Source organism: Microcoleus sp. AS-A8, assembly GCA_039962225.1.
Taxonomy (GTDB): Bacteria; Cyanobacteriota; Cyanobacteriia; order Cyanobacteriales; family Coleofasciculaceae; genus Allocoleopsis.
Genome location: JAMPKV010000023.1, coordinates 23,746 through 47,681, shown reverse-complemented (window position 1 = coordinate 47,681; position 23,936 = coordinate 23,746). Strand labels below are relative to the sequence as shown.

The window sequence follows — 23,936 nt, the reverse complement described above, 5'->3', positions numbered from 1 at the left end:
CGTTGATATCCAAAAACAACAGCTAGCCGCAAAAAAACGCTGGGCTGCTGTTGGAGCTTGCTGTGCAAATTTCCACCCTTTGAATCCAGAAGCCAATAAACTATGACAGATCTCAGCCACAGCCACCCTTTTAATAGCAATAACCCGAACGGAATTCCTGGTAGCTCCGGTGCAGTTGACCCTTCAGAGGTTGCTAACCCTAGCGCCGATGTTTGTAATGTGGGGACTGAGCCGAATACCGCAGCTACGGGGCAGTCGAGATGGGTAATTGAGCCAGAGCTAACCCCAGAGCAGCTAGCGCTAATCTCGCCAGAACGCGATCGCTCCCTGGCGATGCCCCCTCTTGAATCCCAACTCGATTCCTCACCCACTCACCCTAAAAACGATCAAACACCTGTAGGATTCAAAGGCCATTTTGACGATCCACACCAAGCTCTCGCCTTAGTCAGTGCCATCAAAGCAGACCTGAAACACGCAGGATATCTCACCCAACCGGACGCTTATGAGAAAATTCTCCAGTTGGAAAAATTGGCTCAAAACTTGCCAACCGAATTGAAGCCTCACTTGAGTATGGCGACCGAGCAACAGTTAAAGCATGAACGGCAGTGGTTGTCAACCCTGGCGAATCAGATGCGCCAATCGACCGCTCAAGATGCTTTGCTCAGACTTACAGTGACTGAGGTTGGTCAACATTTACAGGTAGACCGAGCGTTAATCTACCAATTCCACACCGATACTCAGGGTACGGTGGTCGCCGAGTTGATGGCGGGTGGCTATACTCCGGCCTTGGGAGAAACTCTGCCGGCGATCGCATTTGGTGCCGACAACCGACAGGACTACCAACAACAGCAAGTCATCGTCCTAGAGCATGTCTACCAAAAAGCTCCAACGCCCTATCAACTCCAATTGCTGCAAAAGTTTCAAGTTAAAGCCAGCCTCAGTCTGCCCATTTTCATAGAAGGGCAAGTGTGGGGCTTACTCGTTGTGCAAGACTGCTCGACGCTTTCCCGACGCTGGCAGGAAGCCGAAATTCATCTGCTGTACCAAGTTGTCACCGAGCTGACGACATCCCTACAGCCCCTGGAATTTCAGGCTCAAATGCAAAAACAGGCTGAAGTCGGTGCTAAAGAGGCTCAAGCGGAGCGAGCCGTGAATCTGGTGATCGAAAAGATTCGCAAGAGCCTGGACATCAATACCATTTTGGCAACAACCGCGCAAGAAGTCCGCAAACTCTTAGATATCGAACGCATCACAATTTACAAATTCCGTCCCGACTATTTCGGCGATTTCCTGGTGGAGTCGGAGACAGGAGGCTGGCCTAAACTGGTCGGCAGCGGATGGGAAGACCCCTATTTACAAGAACACCAAGGGGGTCGCTTCCGCAACAACGAACCTCTGGTAGTCGATGATGTTTACAATGGCGGCCTCACGGATTGCCATGTGGAAGCGTTAGAAAACTTCGGCGTCAAATCCTGCATGGTGGTGTCCATCTTCCAAGGCAAGAAGTTGTGGGGATTGCTCAGTGCCTTTCAACACAGCGGCCCCAGGCATTGGCAAGACAGTGAAGTCAAATGGCTGTCTCAAATCGCAGCTCAACTGGGGTTAGCGCTACAGCAGGCGGAGTATTTAGAAAAACTGCAAGACCAAACCCAGCAAATGGGTAAAGAGGCAGAACGAGAGCGATCAATCGCCCGCGTAATTGATAAAATTCGCCAGTCATCGGATATGGATACCATTTTCCGAGTCGCGGCGCAAGAAGTCCGTCGGCTGCTCGATGTAGAGCGGATCACGATTTACAAATTCCGTCCCGACTATTTCGGCGATTTCCTGGTGGAGTCGGAGACGGGAGGCTGGCCCAAACTGGTGGGTAGTGGATGGGAAGACCCCTATTTGCAGGAAAACGAAGGCGGTCGCTTCCGCCACAACGAACCTCTGGTCGTCGATGATGTCTACAATGGCAGTCTCACGGATTGCCATGTGGAAGCCTTGGAATACTTTGGGGTGAAATCCTGCATGGTGGTGTCCATCTTCCAAGGCAAGAAGTTGTGGGGATTGCTCAGTGCCTTTCAACACAGCGGCCCCAGGCATTGGCAAGAAAGTGAAGTCAAGTTGCTGTTTCAAATTGCCGCTCAACTGGGCTTAGCAATCCAGCAGGCAGAATATGTAGCACAGCTCAAGGAGCAAGCCACCCAAATCGCCAAAGGCGCAGAACGGGAGAGAATTGTCGCTAGCATCCTGGAAAAGATTCTCAAATCCTCTGACCTTGACACCGTATTCAAGACGACGGTGCAGGAAGTGCGAAAAGTCCTGAATGTAGAGCGGGTGACGATTTACAAGTTTCGCCCGGACTATTTCGGCGATTTCCTGGTGGAGTCGGAGTCTGGAGGTTGGCCTAAACTCGTGGGCAGTGGTTGGGAAGACCCTTATTTACAAGAACACAAAGGGGGTCGCTTCCGCAACAATGAAGTCTTCGTCGTGGATGATATCTACAAAACGGACATGACGGATTGTCATGTGGAAGCCTTAGAATTCTTTGCAATCAAATCCTGCCTCGTGGCTCCTATCCTGCAAGGGCAAAAGCTTTGGGGATTAGTGTCGGCGTTTCAACACAGTGAATCTCGGCATTGGCAAGAGGGTGAGGTCAAGTTACTGGCTCAAATTGGGACTCAACTCGGCTTAGCTCTGCAACAGGCTGAGTATATTGAGGAACTGCGTGTGCAGTCCCAACAGTTAGCCAAGTCCGTGGATCGAGGAGCCGTTTATAGCCGACTGATTTACAGACTGGGAAGTGTTCTGATTCAGGAGAATTTTTCTCTGGATCATCTGTTACAACTGGCGCTGCTGGAATTACGCAAACAGTTGAAGTGCGATCGCGTCGGTATTTATCAATTTAATCCAGACTGGAGTGGTCAGTTTATCGTCGAGGATGTGGGCAGCAATTGGACGAAACTCGTAGGCACAGACCTAGCGATGGTTGAAGATACCCACCTCCAAGAGAACAAGGGGGGTCGCTATCGTCGGCGAGAAACGTTCAGCGTAGACGATATCTACACGATTGGGCATCAGGAATGCCACGTCCAATTGCTGGAACAATGGGACGCGAAAGCCTACATGATTGCCCCCATCTTCAAGGGTGACCAACTCTGGGGTCTATTAGGAGCCTATCAAAATGATGCACCCCGCCACTGGGAGCAGATGGACGTGAACTTGCTGGCTCAAGTGGGTGTGCAAATGGGTCTGGCTCTGCAACAAGCGGAATACTTAGAACAACTGAGAACGCAAGCGCAGCAATTGACCGAGTCAGCTGAACGGGAACGAGGGGCAAAAGAGCAACTGCAACGAGAGGTAATTCAATTACTGACGGCAGTGCGACCGGCACTCAAGGGTGACCTTACCGTTCGCGCCCCCGTGACGGAAGATGAAGTGGGTACGATCGCCGATGCTTACAACAATACTCTGCAAAGCCTGCGCGGTATCGTGAAGCAGGTGCAAGGCGCTTCCAGACAAGTGGCACAAACCTCCCAAGACAGTGAATCCTCGATCGCCGGTTTGGCGTCACAAGCTCAGCAGCAATTCCAGTTCCTAGAGCGCACCCTGGAGCAAATTCAGACGCTTGTCAATTCCACCAATGCTGTGAGTACCAACGCTCAACAGGTCAACTTTGCGGTGCAACAGGCGAACCAGACGGTTCGGGAAGGGGATGCAGCCATGAACCATACCGTGGATGGCATTCTAGCGATTCGCGAAACCGTGGCGGAAACAAGCAAACGCCTCAAGCGCTTGAGTGAATCGTCCCAGAAGGTGTCCAGGGTGGTGAACCTGATTAGCAATTTTACGACCCAAACCCAATTGTTAGCGCTGAACGCGGCAATTGAAGCCACCAGAGCGGGTCAATATGGACGGGGTTTTGTTGTGGTTGCGGATGAGGTGCGCTCTCTAGCACGTCAATCAGCTGAGGCGACGACTGAGATCGCGCAGCTAGTTCAGGAGATTCAGGAGGGTACGGCGGAGGTTTCCGTCGCGATGGAAACCGGCATTCAGCAGGTGGCTCAAGGGACTCATTTAGTTACCAATGCCCGCCAAAATCTGAATGCGATCGTTGAAGCCACCAGTCAAATTAGTCAGTTAGTGGAAGGTATTACCCAAGCAACCCAACTCCAAACCAATCAGTTTCAGTCAGTGACGCAAACCATGACCGATGTGGCGGCGATCGCTAACAAGACCTCAGAGGATTCTGTGGAGATTTCCACATCCTTTAAAGAACTGCTGGCAATGGCTCAAAACCTGCAAGCTAGTGCTGACCAGTTCAAGGTCGATTAAGGGTTGAAGGTTTTTTAGGGTTGAAGGTTGAAGGTTGGAAAGTTTAAAAGTTGGAATTTCTAAGCTTTTGTGCATTTAAGACAGGGAGTTAGGTTTCAACCTTTTTCTTCTGGGATGGGCATTCTGCCCATCCAAGCCATGCCAGGTTTTATGCAGATTGCTTAACCTGCAACTTGTAATCTCAAATCCGCCCTCAAAACCCCTTTTATCTATTGATTTCCTCTAATTCTCTCCTCAGCGAACTCTGCGCCTCTGTAGTTTGTTCCCATACAAGAGGAATTCATCTCGGATTTGGTAGAACCTGCAACCGGCTAACCTTCAACCTTTTATGGAATAAAGACTAAGGACGAATGACGCATGACAAATGACCCAACAATTCGCGAACAAAGCTACCGCTACTTTCTCCAGGAAGCGCCGGAACTTTTACAAGTTCTAGAGCAAGAATTGCTCAGTCTTCGAGAAGATTACAGTATCAACAAAGTCCACAATCTGATGCGGACAACCCATACCCTAAAAGGAGCCGCCGCGAGTATTGGGTTGGAAACTATCAAAACGGTGGCTCACTCTTTAGAGGATATTTTCAAAGCTCTGTTTAATCCCGAATTGTCCATTGATACAGAAGTTGAAGCCTTGCTTTTCGAGGGTTATGAGTGTCTACGCTTACCTCTCACGGCTGAACTGACAGGAGGACAAGTGAATGATGCAGAGATTCTTGATCGCACCACCGCTATTTTTACTCAACTCCAACAGAAGCTAGGAAACTGTTTTGGTGAGGACGCTCACATCCCCAACTCTGTCGAATTGGGTTTTGATGTAGCGCAGTCCATCTTTGAGGTGGGTGTCACCCAACGCTTAGACGAAATTGCTGCTGTTGTCGCCCTAGGCGACCATCAGGCCGTTGCCATCACGCTACGGACTCAGTGCGAAATTTTCCAAGGGTTGGCGCAATCTTTGAATTTATCGGGCTTTGAAGCTATTGCTCAGGCGGCGATCGCTGCTCTAGGCGCTCATCCCGATCAGGTGCTGCTGATTGCCCAGACGGCTCTAGCCGACTTTCAAGCTGGACAGGCAGCGGTGCTTGATGGCGATCGCACCCAAGGCGGTCAACCCTCCCTGGATTTGCAACAACTTGCGGGTTTCACCAGCGATGCGATCGCCCAAGGGGCGGTGCCAGAGGCGATCGGCCTTTCGACGGTGCCAGAGACGAGCGAACTTCAGCATACCCTTGACGGTGAGACTCAAGATTTAGGGACTCAACCGGAATTGGACTGGGTAACCCATACATCGGATTTAGACTTAAGCGTGACTGATTCACACAACGATGAATCAGTCAACCCTCTTTTGGAGTTAATCTGGGGTGGGGCAGGCATCCCAGAGTTCCAAACCTTTGAGCAAGATTCTTTAGCGTCAGCAGACCCTATCTCTGCAACTCCCCCTCCTGAGGAGAAAGTGAGCCTAACCGATCGCGAAGCGTCTACTCCTGCTGAGTCTGTAGGCGCAAAAGCGAGTCTGCAAACCTCATCTGCCGAGCCAGTTAGTGTATCCCGTTCTGGAGCTAACACTGATAGTGATAACGCTCCCATCGCGACAACCGAAGCCAGCGAACCAACAACCATCCCCCAGAAAGAACAGGTGTCTGTGTCTCAAACCGTGCGGATCGAAGTTGAACACTTAGATCACCTGAATTACTCGATTGGGGAATTGCTCACTAACCAAAACCACCAGTCACTCCAAAACGAACAGCTACAGACGGCAGTTCGTTCACTCCTCACCCGCCTTGAGCAACATCAACAACTGCTGGGTCAATTACAGGATTGGTCTGACCACCTATCCGTTGTGTCAGAAAAACAGCAAATTGAGCAATGGGGAATAAGTAAGGCTCCTTTCTATCCAAACCACCCGATCCAAAATCCAGCCTCTCCCTTAATCAGTGGCGCTGCCAAAATCCAAAATCGCTTTGATTCTCTGGAACTCGATCACTATAGTGAATCTCAAATCCTGGTTCAGTTGCTTCTGGAGGACGCTGTGCAATTATCAGAAGCTGCCGAGGCGGTTGACCTGTTTGCTCATCAGTCCAATCAGACTCTGGAAAAACAACGTCGGTTGTTGACCAGCACCCGTGATGCCCTGATGGAAGCCCGGATGTTGCCCTTGGGAGAGATCTTCAGTCGCTTCCCTCGTGTCCTACAGCAGTTGGAAGCGTTGCATAACAAGCCAGTCGGGTTGGAACTCGGTGGGACAGAAGTTCTAGTCGATAAAGTGGTAGCCGAGAAGCTGTATGCTCCTTTGCTGCACCTGGTTCGCAATGCTTTTGCCCACGGCATTGAGTCCCCTACAGTCCGGCAACAGCAGGGCAAGCCCAAAATCGGTCAGATTGAAATTTCTGCTTACCATCAAGGTAAGTTCCTAGTAATTGAAGTCCGGGATGATGGTCAAGGGTTAGATTTTGAGGCGATTCGCCAACGGGCGGTAGAATGCCAACTTGTCTCACCGGAACAGGCGGCGCGTCTCAATGAAGTGCAGTTAACGAATTTCCTATTTGAGGCGGGTTTTTCTACAACCTCTCAGGTGAACGACCTCTCCGGGCGAGGGATCGGTCTGGATCTGGTTCGTGCTCAGTTGCAAGCCCTCCAGGGTTCGGTCACGGTTGATTCTGAACCCAACGGGGGAACAAGGTTCGTACTGCAAATTCCCCTGAGCCTAACCATCGCTCAACTACTCCTCGCTCAAGCGGGCAACCGCAGCTATGCCTTGCTCACGGATGCGATTGAACAAATTCTAATTCCTCAATCTCACCAAATCCGGTGTTGGGAAGGTGGCAAAGTCATCCGCTGGGGCAAGGATGCTCACGAGCAACTCATTGCGGTATACCGACTCTCGGACGTTCTGAATTACTGCTCGTTGCTCCCTGATGCATTGCCCTCTCCATCTCAGTATCCCGTCGCGGCTGAGGGTCAACAGTTCCCCATCATTCTCATCCGTTGCCAGGAGAGGCTTTTGGGCTTGGAAGTAGACCAACTGCTTGGGGAACAGGAATTGGTCATCCGTCCTTTGGGGGAAATGATTGTGCCACCCGCCTATGTTTATGGGGGCAGCATTCTGGCCGATGGTCGGCTGACATTGGTGATCGATGGAGCCGTATTAATGCAATATGCGATCGCCCAAAGGGCAGTGCCAGAGGCAATCGCTCAACAAACGGATGACACCCTCGTTACCTTACCCTTCAGGAAACCAGATAGGAATGCTCTACCCCATGCCACAGCCCATCTCCTCCCATCCAGCCGAACACAACGGCAATTGCCAACGGGGGCGCGTGCGGCTTTACCAGGAACACCCGATCCAGATTTCCCGGCCAAACCGGGGAAAATGATTCTCCTGGTTGATGATTCCATTACCTTACGCCAAACTCTGGCTTTGACCCTACAGAAGGCTGGCTATCAAGTGCTTCAGGCCAAAGATGGTTACGAAGCCATTGAACAACTCCGGCACCAGGCTAACAACATTGGGTTAGTTATTTGTGATATCGAAATGCCTCGAATGAATGGGTTCGAGTTTCTCAAACACCGTCAACAAGACCCTACTCTGGTCAACATTCCTACCATCATTCTCACCTCTCGGAGTGGTGAAAAACATCGTTTAATTGCTTCAGAATTAGGAGCCACTGATTATATCACCAAACCCTTTATAGAACACAATCTGTTGACAAGGGTAACGGTTGTACTTGAGAAAAGTAGTCTAAATTCTAGTTCTCGATAGGAGGTTAAGAGAAATCATGCAAGACGAGCCTAACATAGAAAAATTCATCGTTTTTACAATTGCAGACTATCTCTTAGGTCTCCCGATTAGCGATGTCCTGAAGGTGGTCAGTTGTTCTCTTACAGATAACAGAAACCTGAGAACAATGGGCATCGTTCAGCTAGGTCAGTACATGGTCAAGGTTTTAGATTTTCATCAATCGCTAAGATCAGGAGATTTGACCGATTTACCTGGCGAGCAATCTTTTTTAGTCATTACGCGGGATGGCGAGGGGGAACTTTGCGGAATTTTAGTGGATGAGCCACCTAATTTGATGGAGTTACCCCAACAGAGCCTACGAAGTATACCGCAATCTCATCATCAATCAAGTCTCTCTCAGATGGTTAGTCATGCGGCTGTTGTATCTGCTAAAGAAGGTACAATGACGATTCTTTTGTTGGATATGAAGCGAACAGTGAGTAATGCTATTCAAGATAATAATCTACTGTCTTTAAGGCCGTCCTGAGGAAAATGCGGCTATTTTTATTGGTTTTATCAAGTACTAGAACACCACTTCATTAATTCCAAGATGAAAAACAAAGAAGTGATATTCTAGTACTCAGAAGCTCTTTTGTGAGCAACTTGACTAGTGCATGAAACGCAATCCCTGTTAGTTGTTTAAACAGGTAATTGTCCAGCTACTTCACCATCTTTACCTTGAGTGGCTGCCAGAAGTTTTTCTTTATCCCGCTTGCGTTTTTTAGCGTAGAGCTGAATCGTGACTGCCATTGTAATAATTAGGCCAAAGATGACCCAGGCGGTAATATCGGTCGGTAGATTATTCTTAAACACGGCGAGTAAGACAATCGCCACCAGCAGGATCGTTGGTGCTTCATTCAGCGCTCGAAATTGCTGTCCACTCCACTGGCATTCTCCTGCTGCCAGTTTCTTCATAATTCGACCGCAGTAATGATGATAAGCCAGCAAAACCGCAACGAACGCTAGCTTGACATGTAACCAACCGCTTTTGAGAACTTCCGGTTCAGTCGTCAGTAAACCAATCGCCATCGCGACTGTCACCAGCATTCCTGGTGTGGTAATAATGCGGTAAAGCCGCTTCTCCATCAACTCATACTGCTTTTTGAGAATCGTTTGAGCGGGTTCCGGTTCTTGGGAAGCCTCTGCATGATAGACAAAAAGACGCACCAGGTAGAACAACCCGGCGAACCAAACGACAACGCCAATCAGGTGAAATGCTTTAAACCAGTAATATGCCATAAATGATTTCCTCTAATGTTGAGGCGCTTGAGTAGGGTAAGTATTGTCGATCCTACTTGCTTTGGGGTAGCGCCTCTCAAGGGTGCCCCTTGATTAGGTTAATATCCTCACAAGGGCTTGTGTTAACGACTCGATTGAGATGCCATGGGCGAGAGTACACCCAGAAGCGATGAAAATCCCACTATGTATTTTCTTGAGCGTTTTTGCCTAAGTTAACAATTTGTTGATAAGATGATACAGTTCCGTCCTTGGGCTTTTGCCCGATAGAGGGCGCGATCGGCAGCCGCAATCAGTGTGTCAGGGATAGACTCAGATGTGGGAAAGAGGCTAGCAATTCCGATACTCACTGTGACATATTCACTCACGCGAGAATTAGCATGAGGAATTTTCAAAGCCTTAACCTTAGACTGAATGTTTTGAGCGATATGAGTAGCACCTATCGCTTCTGTGTTCGGCAGAATCACGGCAAATTCTTCTCCACCGTAACGTGCCACTAAATCGGCTGGACGCTTCACCGATTCGGAGATAGCACGCGCCACAGCTTTTAAACAGGTGTCTCCGCAAGGATGACCATAGGTATCGTTATAAGCTTTGAAAAAGTCAACGTCACACAAAATTAGCGACACAGGGGAGAACTCTCGTACCATGCGCTGCCACTCCCGGCTTAAGTACTCATCAAAAGAGCGACGGTTAGACACCTGGGTGAGACTATCGATGGTTGCTAAATGGAGTAACTTTTGATTCGCTTGTTCCAACTCTCGATAAAGCCGAGACTTTTCAATCAGAATTCGCACGCGTTGACGCAGCACAGCTAAGTTAATTGGCTTTGTGATGTAATCGCTAGCACCCACTTCAAAAGCGCGATCCACTGAGGCTTGATCTTCTAGTGCTGTAATCATTAACACTGGGATGTGTTCGCTGCCTGGGAAAGATTGCAGGGTTGTGCAACACTCAAAACCATCCATAACTGGCATCATGGCATCTAGAATAATCAGGCTAGGTTGGGTGTGTTTATACACCTCTAAGCACTCATCTCCTTGAGAGGCTTCTACAACCGAATATCCTTGTTTTTCTAAGATTTTGTGTAATATTAATCGCGTCAATTTGTCATCATCTGCCACCAAAATCAGAGGGGAAGCGTGTTGGGGAAGGGGACACTGATCTGTCGATATTTCACTAACCATTGATTTTTAGATACCGCTCTTTGCACTACAAGCGGTATTTCATAATAGGTCATGTGGTATACCACAGTCTCTAATAATCTTGAATATGGGTCTTAAATTTACAAAAAGCACATCTCCCTTACGGAATATTTAAAAAATACGTCAGTCGTTCCCAGCCGTAAGCGGAACATGCAGTATGGATATAACTCAAGTGCGATCGCCAAGCCGTCTAGGTAATCTTGCCTTGGCGTTGAGTTCCACTACTTAACAAAATTATTTTTGAGTACAACTTTAATTAATTTCAATAATTCTGATCAACTTAACCATCCTGATCGGTGTTGAGTACGGCTGATATAAGAATTAAGAGTATGACTCACTTGTTCCTCTGAAGAATCGGGATGTCCTTATGTCAGCGCTTGAAACTTTTGTGACCTTTGCTTTTGCTTGTACCTTTTCAGTCGGCTTACTGGCGACTTGGTTACGCTTCGTAAGCAAGCCTTCTCATGGAAGACGTGCCTAGAATTTACGTTCTACTTCACATCTGTCTTAAAAAGGGGTAATGGGTAATAGGTAGAGAATCTTCCTATTACCTATCAATTGCCTTTATACACAGCGAAAATAAGGTCTGTTACTATCAGCATCACGCCCCATTCTCCACAACTATCTGCGTGTGATTGAGCAATCGAATCTTATTCTAACTTTGAAGACCCGGACAGCGACACAATAATTGTCTAAGTTCCCTGAATGCTTGACTCAATGTCAAGGATGTAGAACAGGGAGATGTAAAACTCCTGCTTTTAAGCTGTGCTGTGCTATCTAGACGCATTGAAACGGGGAGTGAACCCCGTTCAAAGTCGTGCCAATTTTTTGGATACTTCTTGCATAAGTGATCAACAACAGGCTGATAAGTAAACAGCTAGGTAGTAAACCTTGACTTTGACCAGAGAGTCTATTCTCTTAAAACAGTTCTGCCTTTAAGAGGATTGACAGGGCTGTTTGTTGTCGTCAACATACCAACTAGTCTGTACAGAGAAGGAAACGAGATTATGCAGACCCTCGATCAAACAAAAGCCGAAGTGTTCGCTCAACGGATGTTGGACATTCTCAATAGCGGAGCGATCGCACTGATGACCTCCATCGGACACCGCACCGGATTATTTGATACTTTGGCTCAACTGCCACCCTCCACGAGTCAGCAAATTGCCGATGCCGCCGGATTGAACGAGCGCTACGTGCGAGAGTGGTTAGGATCGATGGTTACAGCTCGTTTTGTCGAATATGAGCCGATCGCGGGTGTTTACTCCCTGCCTCCGGAACATGCAGCCTTTCTGACGCGGGCTGCGAGTCCCAATAACATTGCTGTCACCGCCCAATTCCTGCCGCTACTAGCAACGGTAGAAGATCAGGTAATCGAATGCTTCTACAAAGGTGGGGGCGTGCCCTACTCCGCTTACAAGCGTTTCCATCAAGTTATGGCGGAAGATAGTGGGCAAACGGTGGTTGCAGCACTAGAAGAGCATATTCTTCCGCTGATTCCCGATTTAACGGAAGCGTTGGAAAGGGGAATTGATGTGCTTGATGTGGGTTGTGGAAGTGGTCGTGTTCTCAACAAAATGGCGAAGCAGTTTCCCAACAGTCGCTTCAAAGGGTACGACTTCTCTGAAGAGGCGATAGCGCAAGCGCGCCGAGAGTCGTTCGCAACAGCTCAATCCGAAGCCAATGAACAAGGACTCACCAACATTGAGTTTCAGGTCAAAGATGCTGCCAAACTCGACGAAGTGGAGCAATATGACTTGATTTGTACCTTTGATTCAATTCATGACCAAGCCAGACCCGATGTTGTATTGCGTGGGATTCAGCAGGCGTTGCGCCATGATGGCACCTACTTAATGCAAGATATTCGTGCATCCAGCAATGTTCAGGGCAATTTAGATCATCCAGTCGCACCCTTTCTTTACACCATTTCTTGCCTGCATTGCATGACAGTTTCACTCGCCGCAGACGGTATGGGGCTTGGTGCCGTGTGGGGTGAAGAAAAGGCTCTAGAAATGTTGAAAAATGCAGGATTTTCTCGTGTAAAAATCCAACAACTCGACCATGATTTATTGAATAATTTTTACATCGTCAAGAAAAACTAAGAAAAGAAAAAACATGTGCAAAATCTGTACATTGGCATTGCATCATCAGGGACAGAGTAACCGTGATTCACGACCTCTGAACACCAGAGATCTCTCAGTCTGGATTACTCTCAAGCCGCAAAGCCCTAAACTGAGCAAACCCTCGGCATCAAGCCATCAACCGTAGTTGAGAAAAAGCGCCATGTAGCGGGTTTGATCACGTCGTGTTCATGGAATGAGGAGAATATGGATAGTATCCGCTCAGGATTAAATCTATATTCATAGGAATCAGACTCAAATCGATACAAATTCCCGACTTATCGCATAAATCGGGAATCTCGTTGTCACTTGCGATCGCGCAAACTAAGATAAATATTTAAAGTTTTGTTAAAGATAACCCATAGGGGGTGACACCCCTCACCCCCAAAGACCATAATAAGACCAGTAGATGCACCCTGATGATCGGGAGAGTCGCCTTGGTGGCTCTCTTTTTTTTTATCTTCTCAGTTCATCTCATCCTTTGGAAGATGAATCTGGAGTCCAACTCGCCCAATTTTGAGGCTGCAAGAACGTTTCGTACAACGTAGAAATACTCATTGCATCAAGGTTCAAACGTCGAATGTATTTATCGCGATATCAAAGACGTATTGATGCAACTACCTGTGTTGAGTCTGTGCGTTGCTTTGCACGATGCTTGATTAGATTATGTTCCTTCAAGTGAGACAGCATCAAATCCAGCAACTTGTTCGATAAGTCATGCTGGCATAATCGTTCTCGGAATTCACTTAGTACAGTTGAATCAAATTCTGAATCACTGAAGTTTAGACTAAGTGCGTATTTCCAATCTATTGTTTTTCTGAGTGCATCTGCCGCTTGTCGCTCTGTTAAACCTCAAGCAAATTGCATTAAGGACTAAGCAGTTGCGCTGACCACAGCCGTTCGTCCAGAAGCGACTGTGCCAGTAAGCGGCGGTAAAGGTTACTCAGCTCAATGGCTACCCCACTCCAGGTAAAATTCTGACGAACTCGAACAGACGCTTGCTTTTTCAGTTGAGTCGCCCACAATTCATCGGTTAAGATGCGATCGATCGCAGCCGCAAAGGCCGCTGTATCCTGAGGAGGAACGAGCAAACCGGTTTCCTCCGGTATCACCGTAAACTTCAATCCTCCTACATCTGAGGCCACCACAGGCGTACCACAAGCCATCGCCTCGATCGCTACCAGTCCAAACGGCTCATAATGGCTGGGAATCACACAAACGTCGGCGGCGGCGTAGTAAAGTGGCAGCACATCGTGACCCAAACGCCCGGAAAAGAGCGTTTGTTGGGTCAGCCCAACCTCTTGTACAATTTGCTCAATTCGTTGGCGTTCTTGTGCGTCTTCCAGTTCGGCATCACTGCCACCAGCCATCACCAAGCGAACATTTCCCTTCGCTCTCGTCTCCGACATCGCCACGGCGCGCACCAGTGTCTCAATGCCTTTGCAAGGGTCAAATCGTCCCACATACAGAATAATCTGCTCCGTTGGATCGAGACCCAACTGCTCTCTGGCCTCCATTTTCGGGATGATGCGGAAATTCTCCAAGTCAGTTCCGCAAGGAACCACTTCGATGCAACCCTGCTCAGAAACCAGGGAGTGCAAGGTTTCTCGCTCTTGAGGACTGGTTGCGACTACACAACTGGCTTGCTCCAGAATCTGCCGTTCAACAGCCAAGCGTATCTGGTGCATGGGCGATGGCACAGAAACCGCTTTGTATTTGACGGCTCCCAGGGAGTGGTAGGTGTGAATCAGCTGAATATTGCTTGATGCTTGTAGTTGCAAGCCAACCCAAGCGGAAAGCCAGTAATTCGTATGAACTAGGGGATAATTCGTGCCTTCTTTGCTCTGAAATTTGTGGAATGCCTCCACAAATTGGGGCATGTATTCAAACAACTCCTGTCGCGGAATGAAGGCTTGAGGACCGGCAACCAGACGAATGGTGCGACAGTGGGGTGAATGCTGCACAATTGGCTCATCGTCTGGATGAGTTTTACGGGTGAACATATCCACCTGCCACCCTAATTTTGCCAGAGCCTCGCCCACTTGGCGCACGTAAACATTTTGACCTCCGGCTTCTTGTGCGCCGACTTCAGTGGCGGCGTCGCCATGAGCCGAAATCAGAGCAATAGGCTGCCTCCCAGGAATAGCTGGACGGGCAGAGTGGAAAGGTGAGGCGCTACTCTCAGCTTGATTTAAGCGAACAGGCGAATGAGAGTCCTGATTTTTTTTCAACATTAAGGAACTTTCCTCTTGGTGTGCGATCGCCTTCTGCTGTGCCCCTTGGGTAATCGGCTGCCCATCCAGATGTGACATACTTTTTATCTCCTACACGAGGAATTATTGATTCCAATGTTTTAACGCGCTTGCGCTCCACTCCGCCAGGGTGGGCAGAAGAAGGTGGATACTCCCTGCTCCAGCTTGAATGCGGAAAGGGCCCAAAAAACAGCCTTTAGAAGGAAATTAATCAAAGCTTTACACCTCTGAAACTTTTGAAACTTTCCTGGCTTTACGGAAAACCGAAAAGGTTGCTGTTCGGTAATCTACACCCAAAGAAAGACTTACTGTTGTGCCAATACCTTCGCTGCTGAACAAGCAGGATTATGTTACCGATAACAGCGCTTTCTACGCTTGCTCTTGCTCCAGTTAACATACATAGAGAATAAATTAATCAGACCGATTAAGAGCAATTGAACAAACACTTGAAATCCTAAAAAAGCAAAATTTAAGCTCCAAAACACGACCATATATACACAATATTTTTTAATGTATAACTTTAAAATATACAACTCAATTTTGACATTTAGCACCACCGCTTTGATTAGTCATTATTTTTGGGTACATACCCCGTTTCCAGTGGAGAAAAAATACCAGTAATGTGAATTTAAATTATTAGAAGCTTTCCAGTAAATTTATTCATTCTTTAAAAAATTTCTATAAGTTGGAAAAAGGAGACTTACCTAGTGTACTTAAGTGTGAAAATGTCCGAGTTAAGAGGTAGTCATATGGGTTAAGGAGTGGCTAAACTATTAGGGCTACACTTTATTGCTCAGATTTGAATAATCCAGTGCCAGATTTAGCGTGGAGTCAGCAAAAGGCGCTTTTGCAAGGGAATATTTTGGTGGAAACGCGACCGCACTCAGCTTGGGGTGGTGCTGTTACTGCACAAATGTACTTACCAATAGCGCGATCGCACGCTTGGCAGCAACTAACCGATTACCCCTGTTGGGTGCAATACTTCCCCGATCTCACCAAGAGCGAAGTCTTGCATAGAGGCGAGGTAAAACGTCTGTATCAAGTTGCCAAAAAAACCTTTCTGTTTCTCACTGTTCAAGTTGAAATTTACCTGAACGTCTTTGAGATACTTGGCCAGCACATTCAGTTCCGGCTAGAAAAAGGCACCTTTACCGATTTTACGGCAGACCTGAAACTGCAAGATTTCGGCAATGGTACTTTGCTCACCTATTCCGTGCAAGCAACGCCTAGCATTCCGATACCGACAGTTTTCATTCAACAGGCGATGCACATGGAATTGCCAGAAAATATGCGCCAAATGCGGCAAGTCCTGTGTGCGGCTTGCACCTAGATTTGTTTTAGCTTCCGCCGCAACGGAACTTGCTCAATGTCAGTAGACCGAAAAGTTTTGCAGCGCCCAAAAAAGTAGTTTATGATACCGTTTTTTGGGGAATGCTAACCCCTGAGTTCTAGGTTCAGATTAGCCAAAGCACACAAGCCACACAGGCAGCATCAGCAGCAATCCCATAAAACTCAATGCAATACTACTCGCTAGCAATTCCCGGTCTAGCTCATAAACTTCTGCTAATATCAGCACCGAAAGTCCAGTGGGCGTTCCAGACATGAGCACTAATGTTAGACGAGAGTCGCCAGTTAACCCGAAATAAGTAGCACCTAATCCTACTAGCATCGGCACGATCACAACTTTTAACAAGGTTGGCATCCAGGCTCGTTTCAAACTTCGCCATCCATGCACAGACCCCAATCGCAGACCAACCAACAACAAAGCAAAGGCAATCACGACCCAGACGGCTTGATCTAATCCTGTTTCGACCCTAGAAGGCAGTTCTATATTTCGAGTACTAAAGCCAATGATAAAAGCCCATAGGGTCGGGACACTCAGCACATCCCGCAACTGAATCCACCAATGATTTTTGGTTTCACTACGACCAAAATAACTCGCAATAAACACAGCAATGCCATAGTTGCCGACAACATTACTAGTAACGCTAAATAGCACAGGCCAGCTAATATTTTCCGTACCAAAGAGAACCTGTGTAAGCGCCAAGCCAATAAACCCTGTATTGCCTAACATGGAAGCCAGGATAAAACTTCCAAGACTTGCGCGCCCCAGGGTGTTAACACTGGAAAAAGAGAAATCAAGCAGGGAATTTTTTTGGCCTTCTTGAGATGAAGCGGTGGCGTTTCGACGGCTTAGCTTTTGCAATCCCCACCAGCTCAACAGCGCCAAGCTCATACTCAGTAGCAATACTCCGACGGCTACCACAGGAATCAATTCTCCCCCATGGGACAACTCTGTCTGACGCCCTAAAACAAGAAGTTGTAGTGGCACTCCCACCCAATAAAGCGCAAGACCGAGTAGCTTGGGAAAACGTTCTGGGATAAACCGAAACAGTACGAACCCTAACCCTGACCAGATGAGCAGAGGGGCGTAGGCGTGGAATAGAGAGTCAATCATAGACGCTAGAATGGCAATCTTGTCTAGGTGAAATCAGGCCGTAAACGCCATGTAGTTTACAAAAATTTCACGGAACAACCTTTGCCATTCGCCTAAATTCCAAGGGGGTGCAACTGTTTCCAGGGTAGCAAAGACACTAGAACTAGCTTTCTACCCACAGGGATTAGATGCACTTCGCGTTCCGCTAACCCTCATCTTGACTTGGAATAGGCTTTAGAGGCAAGTCTTTGATAGGGAGCAGTGTTGCTGGATGACTATTGCAACTTCTCAAAGAACTCCATTAATAGCGGGGCGGCACTGAGTAGGGCGAGTTGCAGAAGTGCGATCACGATCCAGCGAATTCGGCTGCTCATCATAGGGCAAGCATCTCCCGTGCAACGGATTAGTCTTGTCTAATCCACAACACGCATACTGCCCGCTCAAATCCGGGTACATCCGTTGATTCGATGGTAGCCTTCAGTTATTTCATGAAGCCTCCAACAAACAAAAAAGTTGCTATTTCCAAACTCAATCTAAAGTGATTCGTTCGAGTCGTTCGCAAACTGTATTTTTGCCAGCATCTACTCGCTCTTGGTTGAGCTCAAAGAATTCGGAATTCTCCCCAAACTGAGCATGGGTAATATCGGCGCAGTTAAGATGGGTACTAAACAAGTTAGCACCTTTGAGATTGGCATCTCTCAAGTCAGCGCCACTGAGGTTGACGTGACGTAGAAGAGCATCGCTCAGATTGGCACCTCTGAGATTGCCACAGCTCAACTCAGCATGGCTCAAGTCTGCACGGCTAAGATTAGCGCCGCTTAAATTACCATGACTCAGTTTTACATGACGCAGAAGAGCTCCTTGGAGATTGGCACCCCGCAGGTTCACCGACTCTAAATCGGCGCGGCTGAGATTGGCTTGAGGGAGTTTAGCGCTGTGGAGGTTGGCATGGGATAGATTGGCATTTTGCAGGTTGGCCCCGCTCAAATTGGCCCCACTCAAGCTAGCATTACTCAAGTCGGCATACTGGAGGTTAGCACCACTCAAATTAGCCTGGTTGAGATTGGCGTAGCTTAGGTCAGTATACTGAAGGTCTGCTTCTCGTAGGTCGGCACCACTTAAAGTAGAAGCATTTAGCGTTGCACGGTTGAGTGTCGCATGGCTCAAATTTGCCTGATGTAAGTCAGCATGACGTAATTTAGTGGCGATCAGCGTCGCACCACTCAAATCAGCATGATTCAAATCCGCCGCAATCAACTCCGCTTCATTGAGGATGGCACGGCTCATGTTGGCGTTACTCAATTTAGCAAGACTCAAGTCAGCCTGAGTGAGATCGGTACCGCACAGATTAGCCTCACGCATATCAGCCGCGCTCAGATCGCTGTGACGTAAGTCAGTATTGCTTAAATCATTTCCTCGTAAGTCAGCTCCTTTGAATTGAGAAAAAACTCGGTAGGTATCTAAATCCCCAAGAAGCTGATTCTCGGAATGATTGTCTTTTACTTGAACGAGGTTGTACTGAACATTTTCCGTATAAATGGCCATTACGAGGTTAAAAATTTCTAAGAAATTAATAAACCACTGACATTCCTTCTCTGGATATTTCTCATAATAGCGAATCAGTTTGGCAATGCAAACTTCTAGATAAGTCCGAACATATTGGCAGATCAAAATAACTTTGAGTAGGATGACCACCAGAGTCAGTGTGTTGCCTTGGGTCGTCAACACAATAAATAGGTAAGAAGGCTCTTGGCCATCTTCTGTTGTTAACCACTCAATAATTTGCCTAGAGGTTCTTAGCAAAAGGTCAACATTTAAGCTATCTTGATTATGAGTTTCATAAAGGTTATCAATTTTTTCATAGAACTTAGTTGGGAGAATTTCTAACCCTTTTTTATGCTGAATGCTAATGCCTAAATAGCTCTTTAATCGATGTTTAAATTTAAGATAATTGAGTTCTCTGGTTTGCTGTAAAAAAATATGAGCTTGGTTGGTGTAATCAAATAATGTCGTTCGAGTGATAACTTTTTTGATTAAACCAATCACCCCCTCTCCGAGTTTCGTCGGATTAGAATTAGAGACTTCTTTGTTTTGAGCTATGGAAGAATTACAGCGAGCCGTGTACATTGCCAAATCAAGTTTGAACTTTTCTTTCAACCGTTGAGACAGGTTTCGGGCAATTTCTCGCTGTTCTTTAGGGTTTCGAGAATCTAGATATTGGGGTACTAATAAATAAGAGGTATAACGATGACTCCAATAGCCTCGCTCTTGAGATAAGTGAGGTGCAGCAAATAATTTAAGTTCTTGATAATCCTCCTGATTAACAAAGTTAATAATCCAGCTTTTGAGGCGTTTTAGACTGGGTGATAGAGGGGTTGGCGTTTCCTTGGCAGCAGCCAAAATTTGAATCAGTTCTTGTATAAAACCAAATTTTCTTTGGGAAGCCCAGTTATTGATTAAGATGTAACACGAGCGTTTTAGAGTGTTTTTAAACTCTTGTTCGTCGTTATTCAAAATAATTTTATAAAGAGCCTGTAATCCCTCTGGATTAAGGCTACTATCCCCAGAAATGAATAAATTCTTAAATTCGAGGAGTACTGTTTCTGGGGGCTGGCTATTGACAAGGCTTTTCAGCGATTTGTAAATTAAGTCCTGAGATTGCTGGAGACTTGCTTGATGTGGCAGATTGGTATCTTTAGACCAATCCAGTTCATAAGCATTTGGAAAGATGCGCCCTGTCATATGAAAAATTCTTTCTACCCAGTGGTGGTCAATTTCTGTGATTTTCTCGGATTGGTAATTGAAGACGTCGTCTTAACTTTTATCCATGATCCAAGTACCAGTTTAGGGTTTAACTTCCATTATACCGATAAACACCTACCTAAAGATTACAGAAATTAAGCCGTAGAACCCGTTGGGTGAGCGGTACTCACCCTTAACATCTGAAGCCCCCTGTGCTTGATAGGCTTACTAATCTTCTTTTTCCTTATCTTCTGCTGCTTGTTGCCAAGACTTTTCAAATACCATTCGCTGTTGAGCATTGTGCAGAAAGTAGCCACTCATCATTGCAGAGGACAAAAGCCGACCAAGCTGTTCGCGACTCGTGGTGATTGTAACTCCAAAGTGTTCATGAGGTAAGTGTCCTAGCATACTGACAAGGTTGCGTTCCATCACCTGCGCCACTTCCAAAGGCGGTTTGGAGAGTTGAGCAACTATCTCTGGGTTCATAGATTGAACGTATTGCCACAGCAAGTTACTGCGTTCCCCTTCGCTGCCGAAGAGCTCGGAACCTGAATTTGACAGATGGTTCATGGTAGTAACCGCCAGTTTGTAGAGTTGTTACAATTTCTATTAACTAATTTAGTAAAAGCGGGCAAGCCCGCCAGTGAGTACAACCGAACTGTCAGAAGACGGATTCTTCTACAGTCCAGCGATACAACGCTGATCGCAACTTGGATCAAGGATGGAGCGCGATCGCAAATTAAGTCCAAAAAACCAGGCACACTTGGCTGATTAAGGCTGACACTAGCTGAATAGAGAGACTAGGATCGCGGAAACAGTGTTTATTTTTCCTGTTTATTTTATCGTGACTGCCTTATGAACCGCCCAGAATATCGAATTCCTTCAGAGTATCGCATTTCTGAAGATAAAGCTGAGGAAGTTTTTACGCTTGCGGCTCAATTGTACGCCCAGCACAATCAAAGCTATTCTGTTAAAGAGCTGATGGACGCTGGAACAGAGGCAAGAATTCCGCCAGAGTTTATTCAACAAGCGATCGATGAGCTTCAGATTCAGCATTCGCCCACTCAACAACCCGTACCAATGACTCAAAATAAAAAATACCTCATTGGTCTGGCGATCGGGTTACCACTCCTTGCCGCCATTGCTGGCATAGGATGGCTCCTTGCCAGGAATGCTGCCACCAATGCACAGGTTCAACCACCACCACCACCGGTACAACAACCGATTACGAGTCAACCTTCACTGACTAACCCCAATCCGGTTGTGACTAATTTCAAGTGTGCAAATTTAAATCTTTCGGGACAGAATTTTAGTAGCAAGAATCTGAGTCAAGCAGATTGTACCGAAGCGAATTTGGCTAAGACTAATTTGAGTAAGACCAATCTGCAAAGTTCTAACCTGAGTAAGGCTAATTTAAGCAATGCGAACCTGCAAGATGCCAATCTCAGGGGAGCCGATTTAACTGAGGCCGATTTAAGCAACGCCAATTTGAGTGGTGCGAACCTGGAAGGTGCTAACTTGAGCAAGACAGATTTGCGGGGGGCGAATCTGAACAAGGCGAAAATCAACAGAACCGATTTAACTGAAGCTAAGTTAGACGGTGCGAACGTCAACCTCAATGGCACTAAACAATAGAGTCAATTCAAAGTGTGGACAAGGGTGCAAGACTCGCTTCAAGTCCTGCGGACACATGGTGCTGATGAACAAGCCTTGAGTGGGGATGAATTTTGTCAAACACTTCAGGGAGCGATACAGGGCAAGAGCCATCCCCACATAGCCTATAAAGTAATTTTCCATCGGTAGGGTGTGTTAACGGAGTGTAATGCACCCTACTTTAAGTTAATGTTGACTTGATCAAAGATCCCTAACACTCAATAGCCGTTTGCGCCTGTATAGAGTTCGTAGACGTATTCCACCCGCTCAACTTGGGTGTGGAATGAGCCATCGGGATAGAGGCTGATTAAGCGAAATCCGGGGTTGGCGTTGTCCAAGGCAAAGTTGTCACTTTTAGGCATAAACTGAAAGCAAGTTGAGGGACAACCCAAGTAGCTAACGCCGTGACGCGATCGCTCAAATTCCTGATGAATATGACCAAAGACTACCAAACGCACCTGTGGATGGCGGTCAATCACGGCAAACAGCTCATCCGCATTCTGTAGGGAAATGCGATCGAGCCAATCTGAATGGACTGAAAACGGTGGATGATGGAAACTAATAAGAGTCGGTTGTTCACGGTTCTGTTGTAACTGTAGATCGAGCCAAGCTAAACTTTCTGGTGATAGCTGACCATAGACTTGGCCTGAAACGGCTGTGCTTAGTAGCAGAAACTGCCAGCCTCCGGCAGAGAAAGACTTTTTAGGGGAAATCGGAGCCTGATTGAACACCTGAGCGATTACTGAAGGTTGGTCATGGTTGCCGGGTAGCCAGTAGGTTGGGATTCCCAAGGGTTTAAGCCAGTCTTGCAGATACTGATAAGATTCCGGTGTCTCATCTTGAGATAAGTCTCCTGTGAGTAGCAGGAGATCGGGTTGGGGTAACAGTTTTTGCAATTGTTCTAGAACGGCATGGAAAGACTTCGCGGTTGGAAGCCCCAAGAGTTCTTGCGTTGGATTAGCAAACAGGTGAATATCTGTAACTTGAGCAATTAGCAGTGGAGAGGCTTGGATCATATCAGGCTCAATGTAAAAGGAATCCGACTCACGACCTGAACATAGATACTCAGGAAATCTCTAGCACCCAGATCGTACTTGTAACCCAATCGAACGGGGTGTTTTTCGTGGCACATCCACATAGATGTGACCAGTAGCAATAATTTTACGTATATAGGAATGCAACAGTATTTATAGGTAATTTTTTATTGACACCAGGTTGACACTCTCCGCCCTAGAAGTGCGGAGATTCTTGGTTCACGGACTCGTCGTTAGACAGCAGGATTGCTCCAACTGCTCTTATTGGGCAAATCTCCCCAAGCGTAAGTGACCGTATCCCTACCGTACACAGTGCTAATTTCAGGATGTTAAGCGCTTTCCGATAACCTTAGGAGTCCCAGTGAACTGCCAATGATAAACTAGACTGGATGTGATTCAGTTGGCACCGATGTCTTGCTACAGCGCTAGAAAAAACTAGCATTTGGTTATATAATAGGAAGCTGAGCTTACGGCGGCATAGCCAAGTGGTAAGGCAGAGGTCTGCAAAACCTCCACTCCCCAGTTCAAATCTGGGTGCCGCCTTAAGTAGAGGGACAAATTATTTGAGCGTTTCGACAAATTATTTGTCCCTCTACAATCAATTTGCATAGTGACTAAATAATTGTCATCAGTGACAGATTGTTGTCGCACTGACTAACTGCGTGTCGTTGTGACAGATAACTGTCGCTGAAGTAACAGTGACGAATTAGATGTCATGAGAGAAAATCAATTTTGTACACTATTACAGTGATCTGTGTCAAAACTACAGATTGAGACTTTCCTCTTGAGGTCAGCGCGGCACTTCTAAGGGCTTAGGAATTTATATTATATGGAACAAAATCTGTCTTTAGATAGAAGTTATAATCCTCCTAGATAGGAGTGAAATCTAACCTCCGGGAGATGACTTGTAGTTGAGCATCCTTTGCACGCTGTGTCTTAACGGTAGCAGGAGCTACGGAGTGAACAATCGCACTGCACAAAAGATAGAATCGGCAATTCCTTTTTTGATGGAACTTCGCCGCACACTACCGTTACCGATTCAACATCGCACTCAACCCAGATATGGCTGAGCCCTATCAATTGGCGCTCAAAATTCAGGATTGCTGTGGCGAGATTGAACCAGCAACAGCGGTCGTTGCCACATCATTTTCGTCCCGCTAATCCAG

At 46.9% G+C, this 23,936-nt stretch carries 15 protein-coding genes and 1 tRNA gene; 9 read left to right on the top strand and 7 right to left on the bottom strand.

Annotated features, from left to right (window positions below):
• The first annotated feature begins 102 nt into the window (after positions 1-102).
• From NDI48_25735 to NDI48_25725, 3 genes are all read left to right on the top strand, one after another.
• On the top strand, positions 103-4,320 hold the full coding sequence (locus NDI48_25735) for a GAF domain-containing protein (protein ID MEP0834568.1): 4,218 nt from the start codon (positions 103-105) through the stop codon (positions 4,318-4,320).
• Positions 4,321-4,677: 357 nt separating this feature from the next.
• Positions 4,678-8,076 carry a hybrid sensor histidine kinase/response regulator gene (locus tag NDI48_25730; GenBank protein MEP0834567.1) on the top strand — a complete coding sequence of 1,133 codons (3,399 nt, stop codon included), beginning with the start codon at positions 4,678-4,680 and terminating at the stop codon, positions 8,074-8,076.
• Between the two features lie 16 nt (positions 8,077-8,092).
• Positions 8,093-8,581 carry a chemotaxis protein CheW gene (locus NDI48_25725; protein MEP0834566.1) on the top strand — a complete coding sequence of 163 codons (489 nt, stop codon included), beginning with the start codon at positions 8,093-8,095 and terminating at the stop codon, positions 8,579-8,581.
• Positions 8,582-8,733: 152 nt separating this feature from the next.
• Here NDI48_25725 and hemJ read toward each other — a convergent pair whose 3' ends face one another.
• Entirely contained in the window at positions 8,734-9,333 is a 600-nt protein-coding gene (hemJ, locus tag NDI48_25720) for a protoporphyrinogen oxidase HemJ (protein MEP0834565.1), read from the bottom strand.
• Between the two features lie 212 nt (positions 9,334-9,545).
• Positions 9,546-10,517 (bottom strand): PleD family two-component system response regulator, encoded by a 972-nt coding sequence (locus NDI48_25715; GenBank protein MEP0834564.1) that lies wholly within the window; start codon positions 10,515-10,517, stop codon positions 9,546-9,548.
• A gap of 1,025 nt (positions 10,518-11,542) precedes the next feature.
• On the opposite strand from NDI48_25715, the gene NDI48_25710 reads away from it, so the two are divergent.
• Positions 11,543-12,634: a class I SAM-dependent methyltransferase gene (locus tag NDI48_25710; GenBank protein ID MEP0834563.1), complete on the top strand. Its 1,092-nt coding sequence runs from the start codon at positions 11,543-11,545 to the stop codon at positions 12,632-12,634.
• Between the two features lie 884 nt (positions 12,635-13,518).
• Here NDI48_25710 and NDI48_25705 read toward each other — a convergent pair.
• Positions 13,519-14,964 carry a glycosyltransferase family 1 protein gene (locus NDI48_25705; protein MEP0834562.1) on the bottom strand — a complete coding sequence of 482 codons (1,446 nt, stop codon included), beginning with the start codon at positions 14,962-14,964 and terminating at the stop codon, positions 13,519-13,521.
• 751 nt (positions 14,965-15,715) lie between these two features.
• Here NDI48_25705 and NDI48_25700 point away from each other — a divergent pair.
• Complete coding sequence (locus tag NDI48_25700; GenBank protein ID MEP0834561.1) at positions 15,716-16,234, top strand: cyclase; 519 nt, start codon at positions 15,716-15,718, stop codon at positions 16,232-16,234.
• 129 nt (positions 16,235-16,363) lie between these two features.
• Here NDI48_25700 and NDI48_25695 read toward each other — a convergent pair whose 3' ends face one another.
• From NDI48_25695 to NDI48_25685, 3 genes are all read right to left on the bottom strand, one after another.
• Positions 16,364-17,362: an AEC family transporter gene (locus NDI48_25695; GenBank protein MEP0834560.1), complete on the bottom strand. Its 999-nt coding sequence runs from the start codon at positions 17,360-17,362 to the stop codon at positions 16,364-16,366.
• Positions 17,363-17,869: 507 nt separating this feature from the next.
• Positions 17,870-20,083, bottom strand: coding sequence for a pentapeptide repeat-containing protein (locus NDI48_25690; protein MEP0834559.1), 2,214 nt, complete (start codon positions 20,081-20,083; stop codon positions 17,870-17,872).
• A gap of 228 nt (positions 20,084-20,311) precedes the next feature.
• Positions 20,312-20,653 carry a DUF760 domain-containing protein gene (locus NDI48_25685; GenBank protein MEP0834558.1) on the bottom strand — a complete coding sequence of 114 codons (342 nt, stop codon included), beginning with the start codon at positions 20,651-20,653 and terminating at the stop codon, positions 20,312-20,314.
• On the opposite strand from NDI48_25685, the gene NDI48_25680 reads away from it, so the two are divergent.
• The 3 genes from NDI48_25680 to NDI48_25670 all read left to right on the top strand — a co-directional run bounded on the left by NDI48_25680 (position 20,645) and on the right by NDI48_25670 (position 21,886).
• Positions 20,645-20,854 (top strand): hypothetical protein, encoded by a 210-nt coding sequence (locus NDI48_25680; GenBank protein ID MEP0834557.1) that lies wholly within the window; start codon positions 20,645-20,647, stop codon positions 20,852-20,854. The genes NDI48_25685 and NDI48_25680 overlap by 9 nt on opposite strands.
• Before the next feature lie 84 nt (positions 20,855-20,938).
• Positions 20,939-21,718 carry a pentapeptide repeat-containing protein gene (locus NDI48_25675; GenBank protein ID MEP0834556.1) on the top strand — a complete coding sequence of 260 codons (780 nt, stop codon included), beginning with the start codon at positions 20,939-20,941 and terminating at the stop codon, positions 21,716-21,718.
• Between the two features lie 24 nt (positions 21,719-21,742).
• Positions 21,743-21,886: a hypothetical protein gene (locus NDI48_25670; GenBank protein ID MEP0834555.1), complete on the top strand. Its 144-nt coding sequence runs from the start codon at positions 21,743-21,745 to the stop codon at positions 21,884-21,886.
• Positions 21,887-21,954: 68 nt separating this feature from the next.
• Here the strand turns inward: NDI48_25670 and cpdA are convergent, their stop codons facing one another.
• Positions 21,955-22,752, bottom strand: coding sequence for a 3',5'-cyclic-AMP phosphodiesterase (gene cpdA, locus NDI48_25665; GenBank protein MEP0834554.1), 798 nt, complete (start codon positions 22,750-22,752; stop codon positions 21,955-21,957).
• Positions 22,753-23,241: 489 nt separating this feature from the next.
• Between cpdA and NDI48_25660 the strand changes: the two genes are divergently transcribed.
• A tRNA-Cys gene (locus NDI48_25660) sits at positions 23,242-23,313 on the top strand.
• Positions 23,314-23,936: the final 623 nt, after the last annotated feature.

Excerpts from the sequence above, each read along its gene's own strand:
- NDI48_25735 (MEP0834568.1), top strand. The coding sequence starts at position 103 with ATGACAGATCTCAGCCACAGCCACCCTTTTAATAGCAATAACCCGAAC.
- NDI48_25730 (MEP0834567.1), top strand. The coding sequence starts at position 4,678 with ATGACAAATGACCCAACAATTCGCGAACAAAGCTACCGCTACTTTCTC.
- NDI48_25725 (MEP0834566.1), top strand. The coding sequence starts at position 8,093 with ATGCAAGACGAGCCTAACATAGAAAAATTCATCGTTTTTACAATTGCA.
- hemJ (MEP0834565.1), bottom strand. The coding sequence starts at position 9,333 with ATGGCATATTACTGGTTTAAAGCATTTCACCTGATTGGCGTTGTCGTT.
- NDI48_25715 (MEP0834564.1), bottom strand. The coding sequence starts at position 10,517 with ATGGTTAGTGAAATATCGACAGATCAGTGTCCCCTTCCCCAACACGCT.
- NDI48_25710 (MEP0834563.1), top strand. The coding sequence starts at position 11,543 with ATGCAGACCCTCGATCAAACAAAAGCCGAAGTGTTCGCTCAACGGATG.
- NDI48_25705 (MEP0834562.1), bottom strand. The coding sequence starts at position 14,964 with ATGTCACATCTGGATGGGCAGCCGATTACCCAAGGGGCACAGCAGAAG.
- NDI48_25695 (MEP0834560.1), bottom strand. The coding sequence starts at position 17,362 with ATGATTGACTCTCTATTCCACGCCTACGCCCCTCTGCTCATCTGGTCA.
- NDI48_25690 (MEP0834559.1), bottom strand. The coding sequence starts at position 20,083 with ATGACAGGGCGCATCTTTCCAAATGCTTATGAACTGGATTGGTCTAAA.
- NDI48_25680 (MEP0834557.1), top strand. The coding sequence starts at position 20,645 with ATGGTTCATGGTAGTAACCGCCAGTTTGTAGAGTTGTTACAATTTCTA.
- NDI48_25685 (MEP0834558.1), bottom strand. The coding sequence starts at position 20,653 with ATGAACCATCTGTCAAATTCAGGTTCCGAGCTCTTCGGCAGCGAAGGG.
- NDI48_25675 (MEP0834556.1), top strand. The coding sequence starts at position 20,939 with ATGAACCGCCCAGAATATCGAATTCCTTCAGAGTATCGCATTTCTGAA.
- cpdA (MEP0834554.1), bottom strand. The coding sequence starts at position 22,752 with ATGATCCAAGCCTCTCCACTGCTAATTGCTCAAGTTACAGATATTCAC.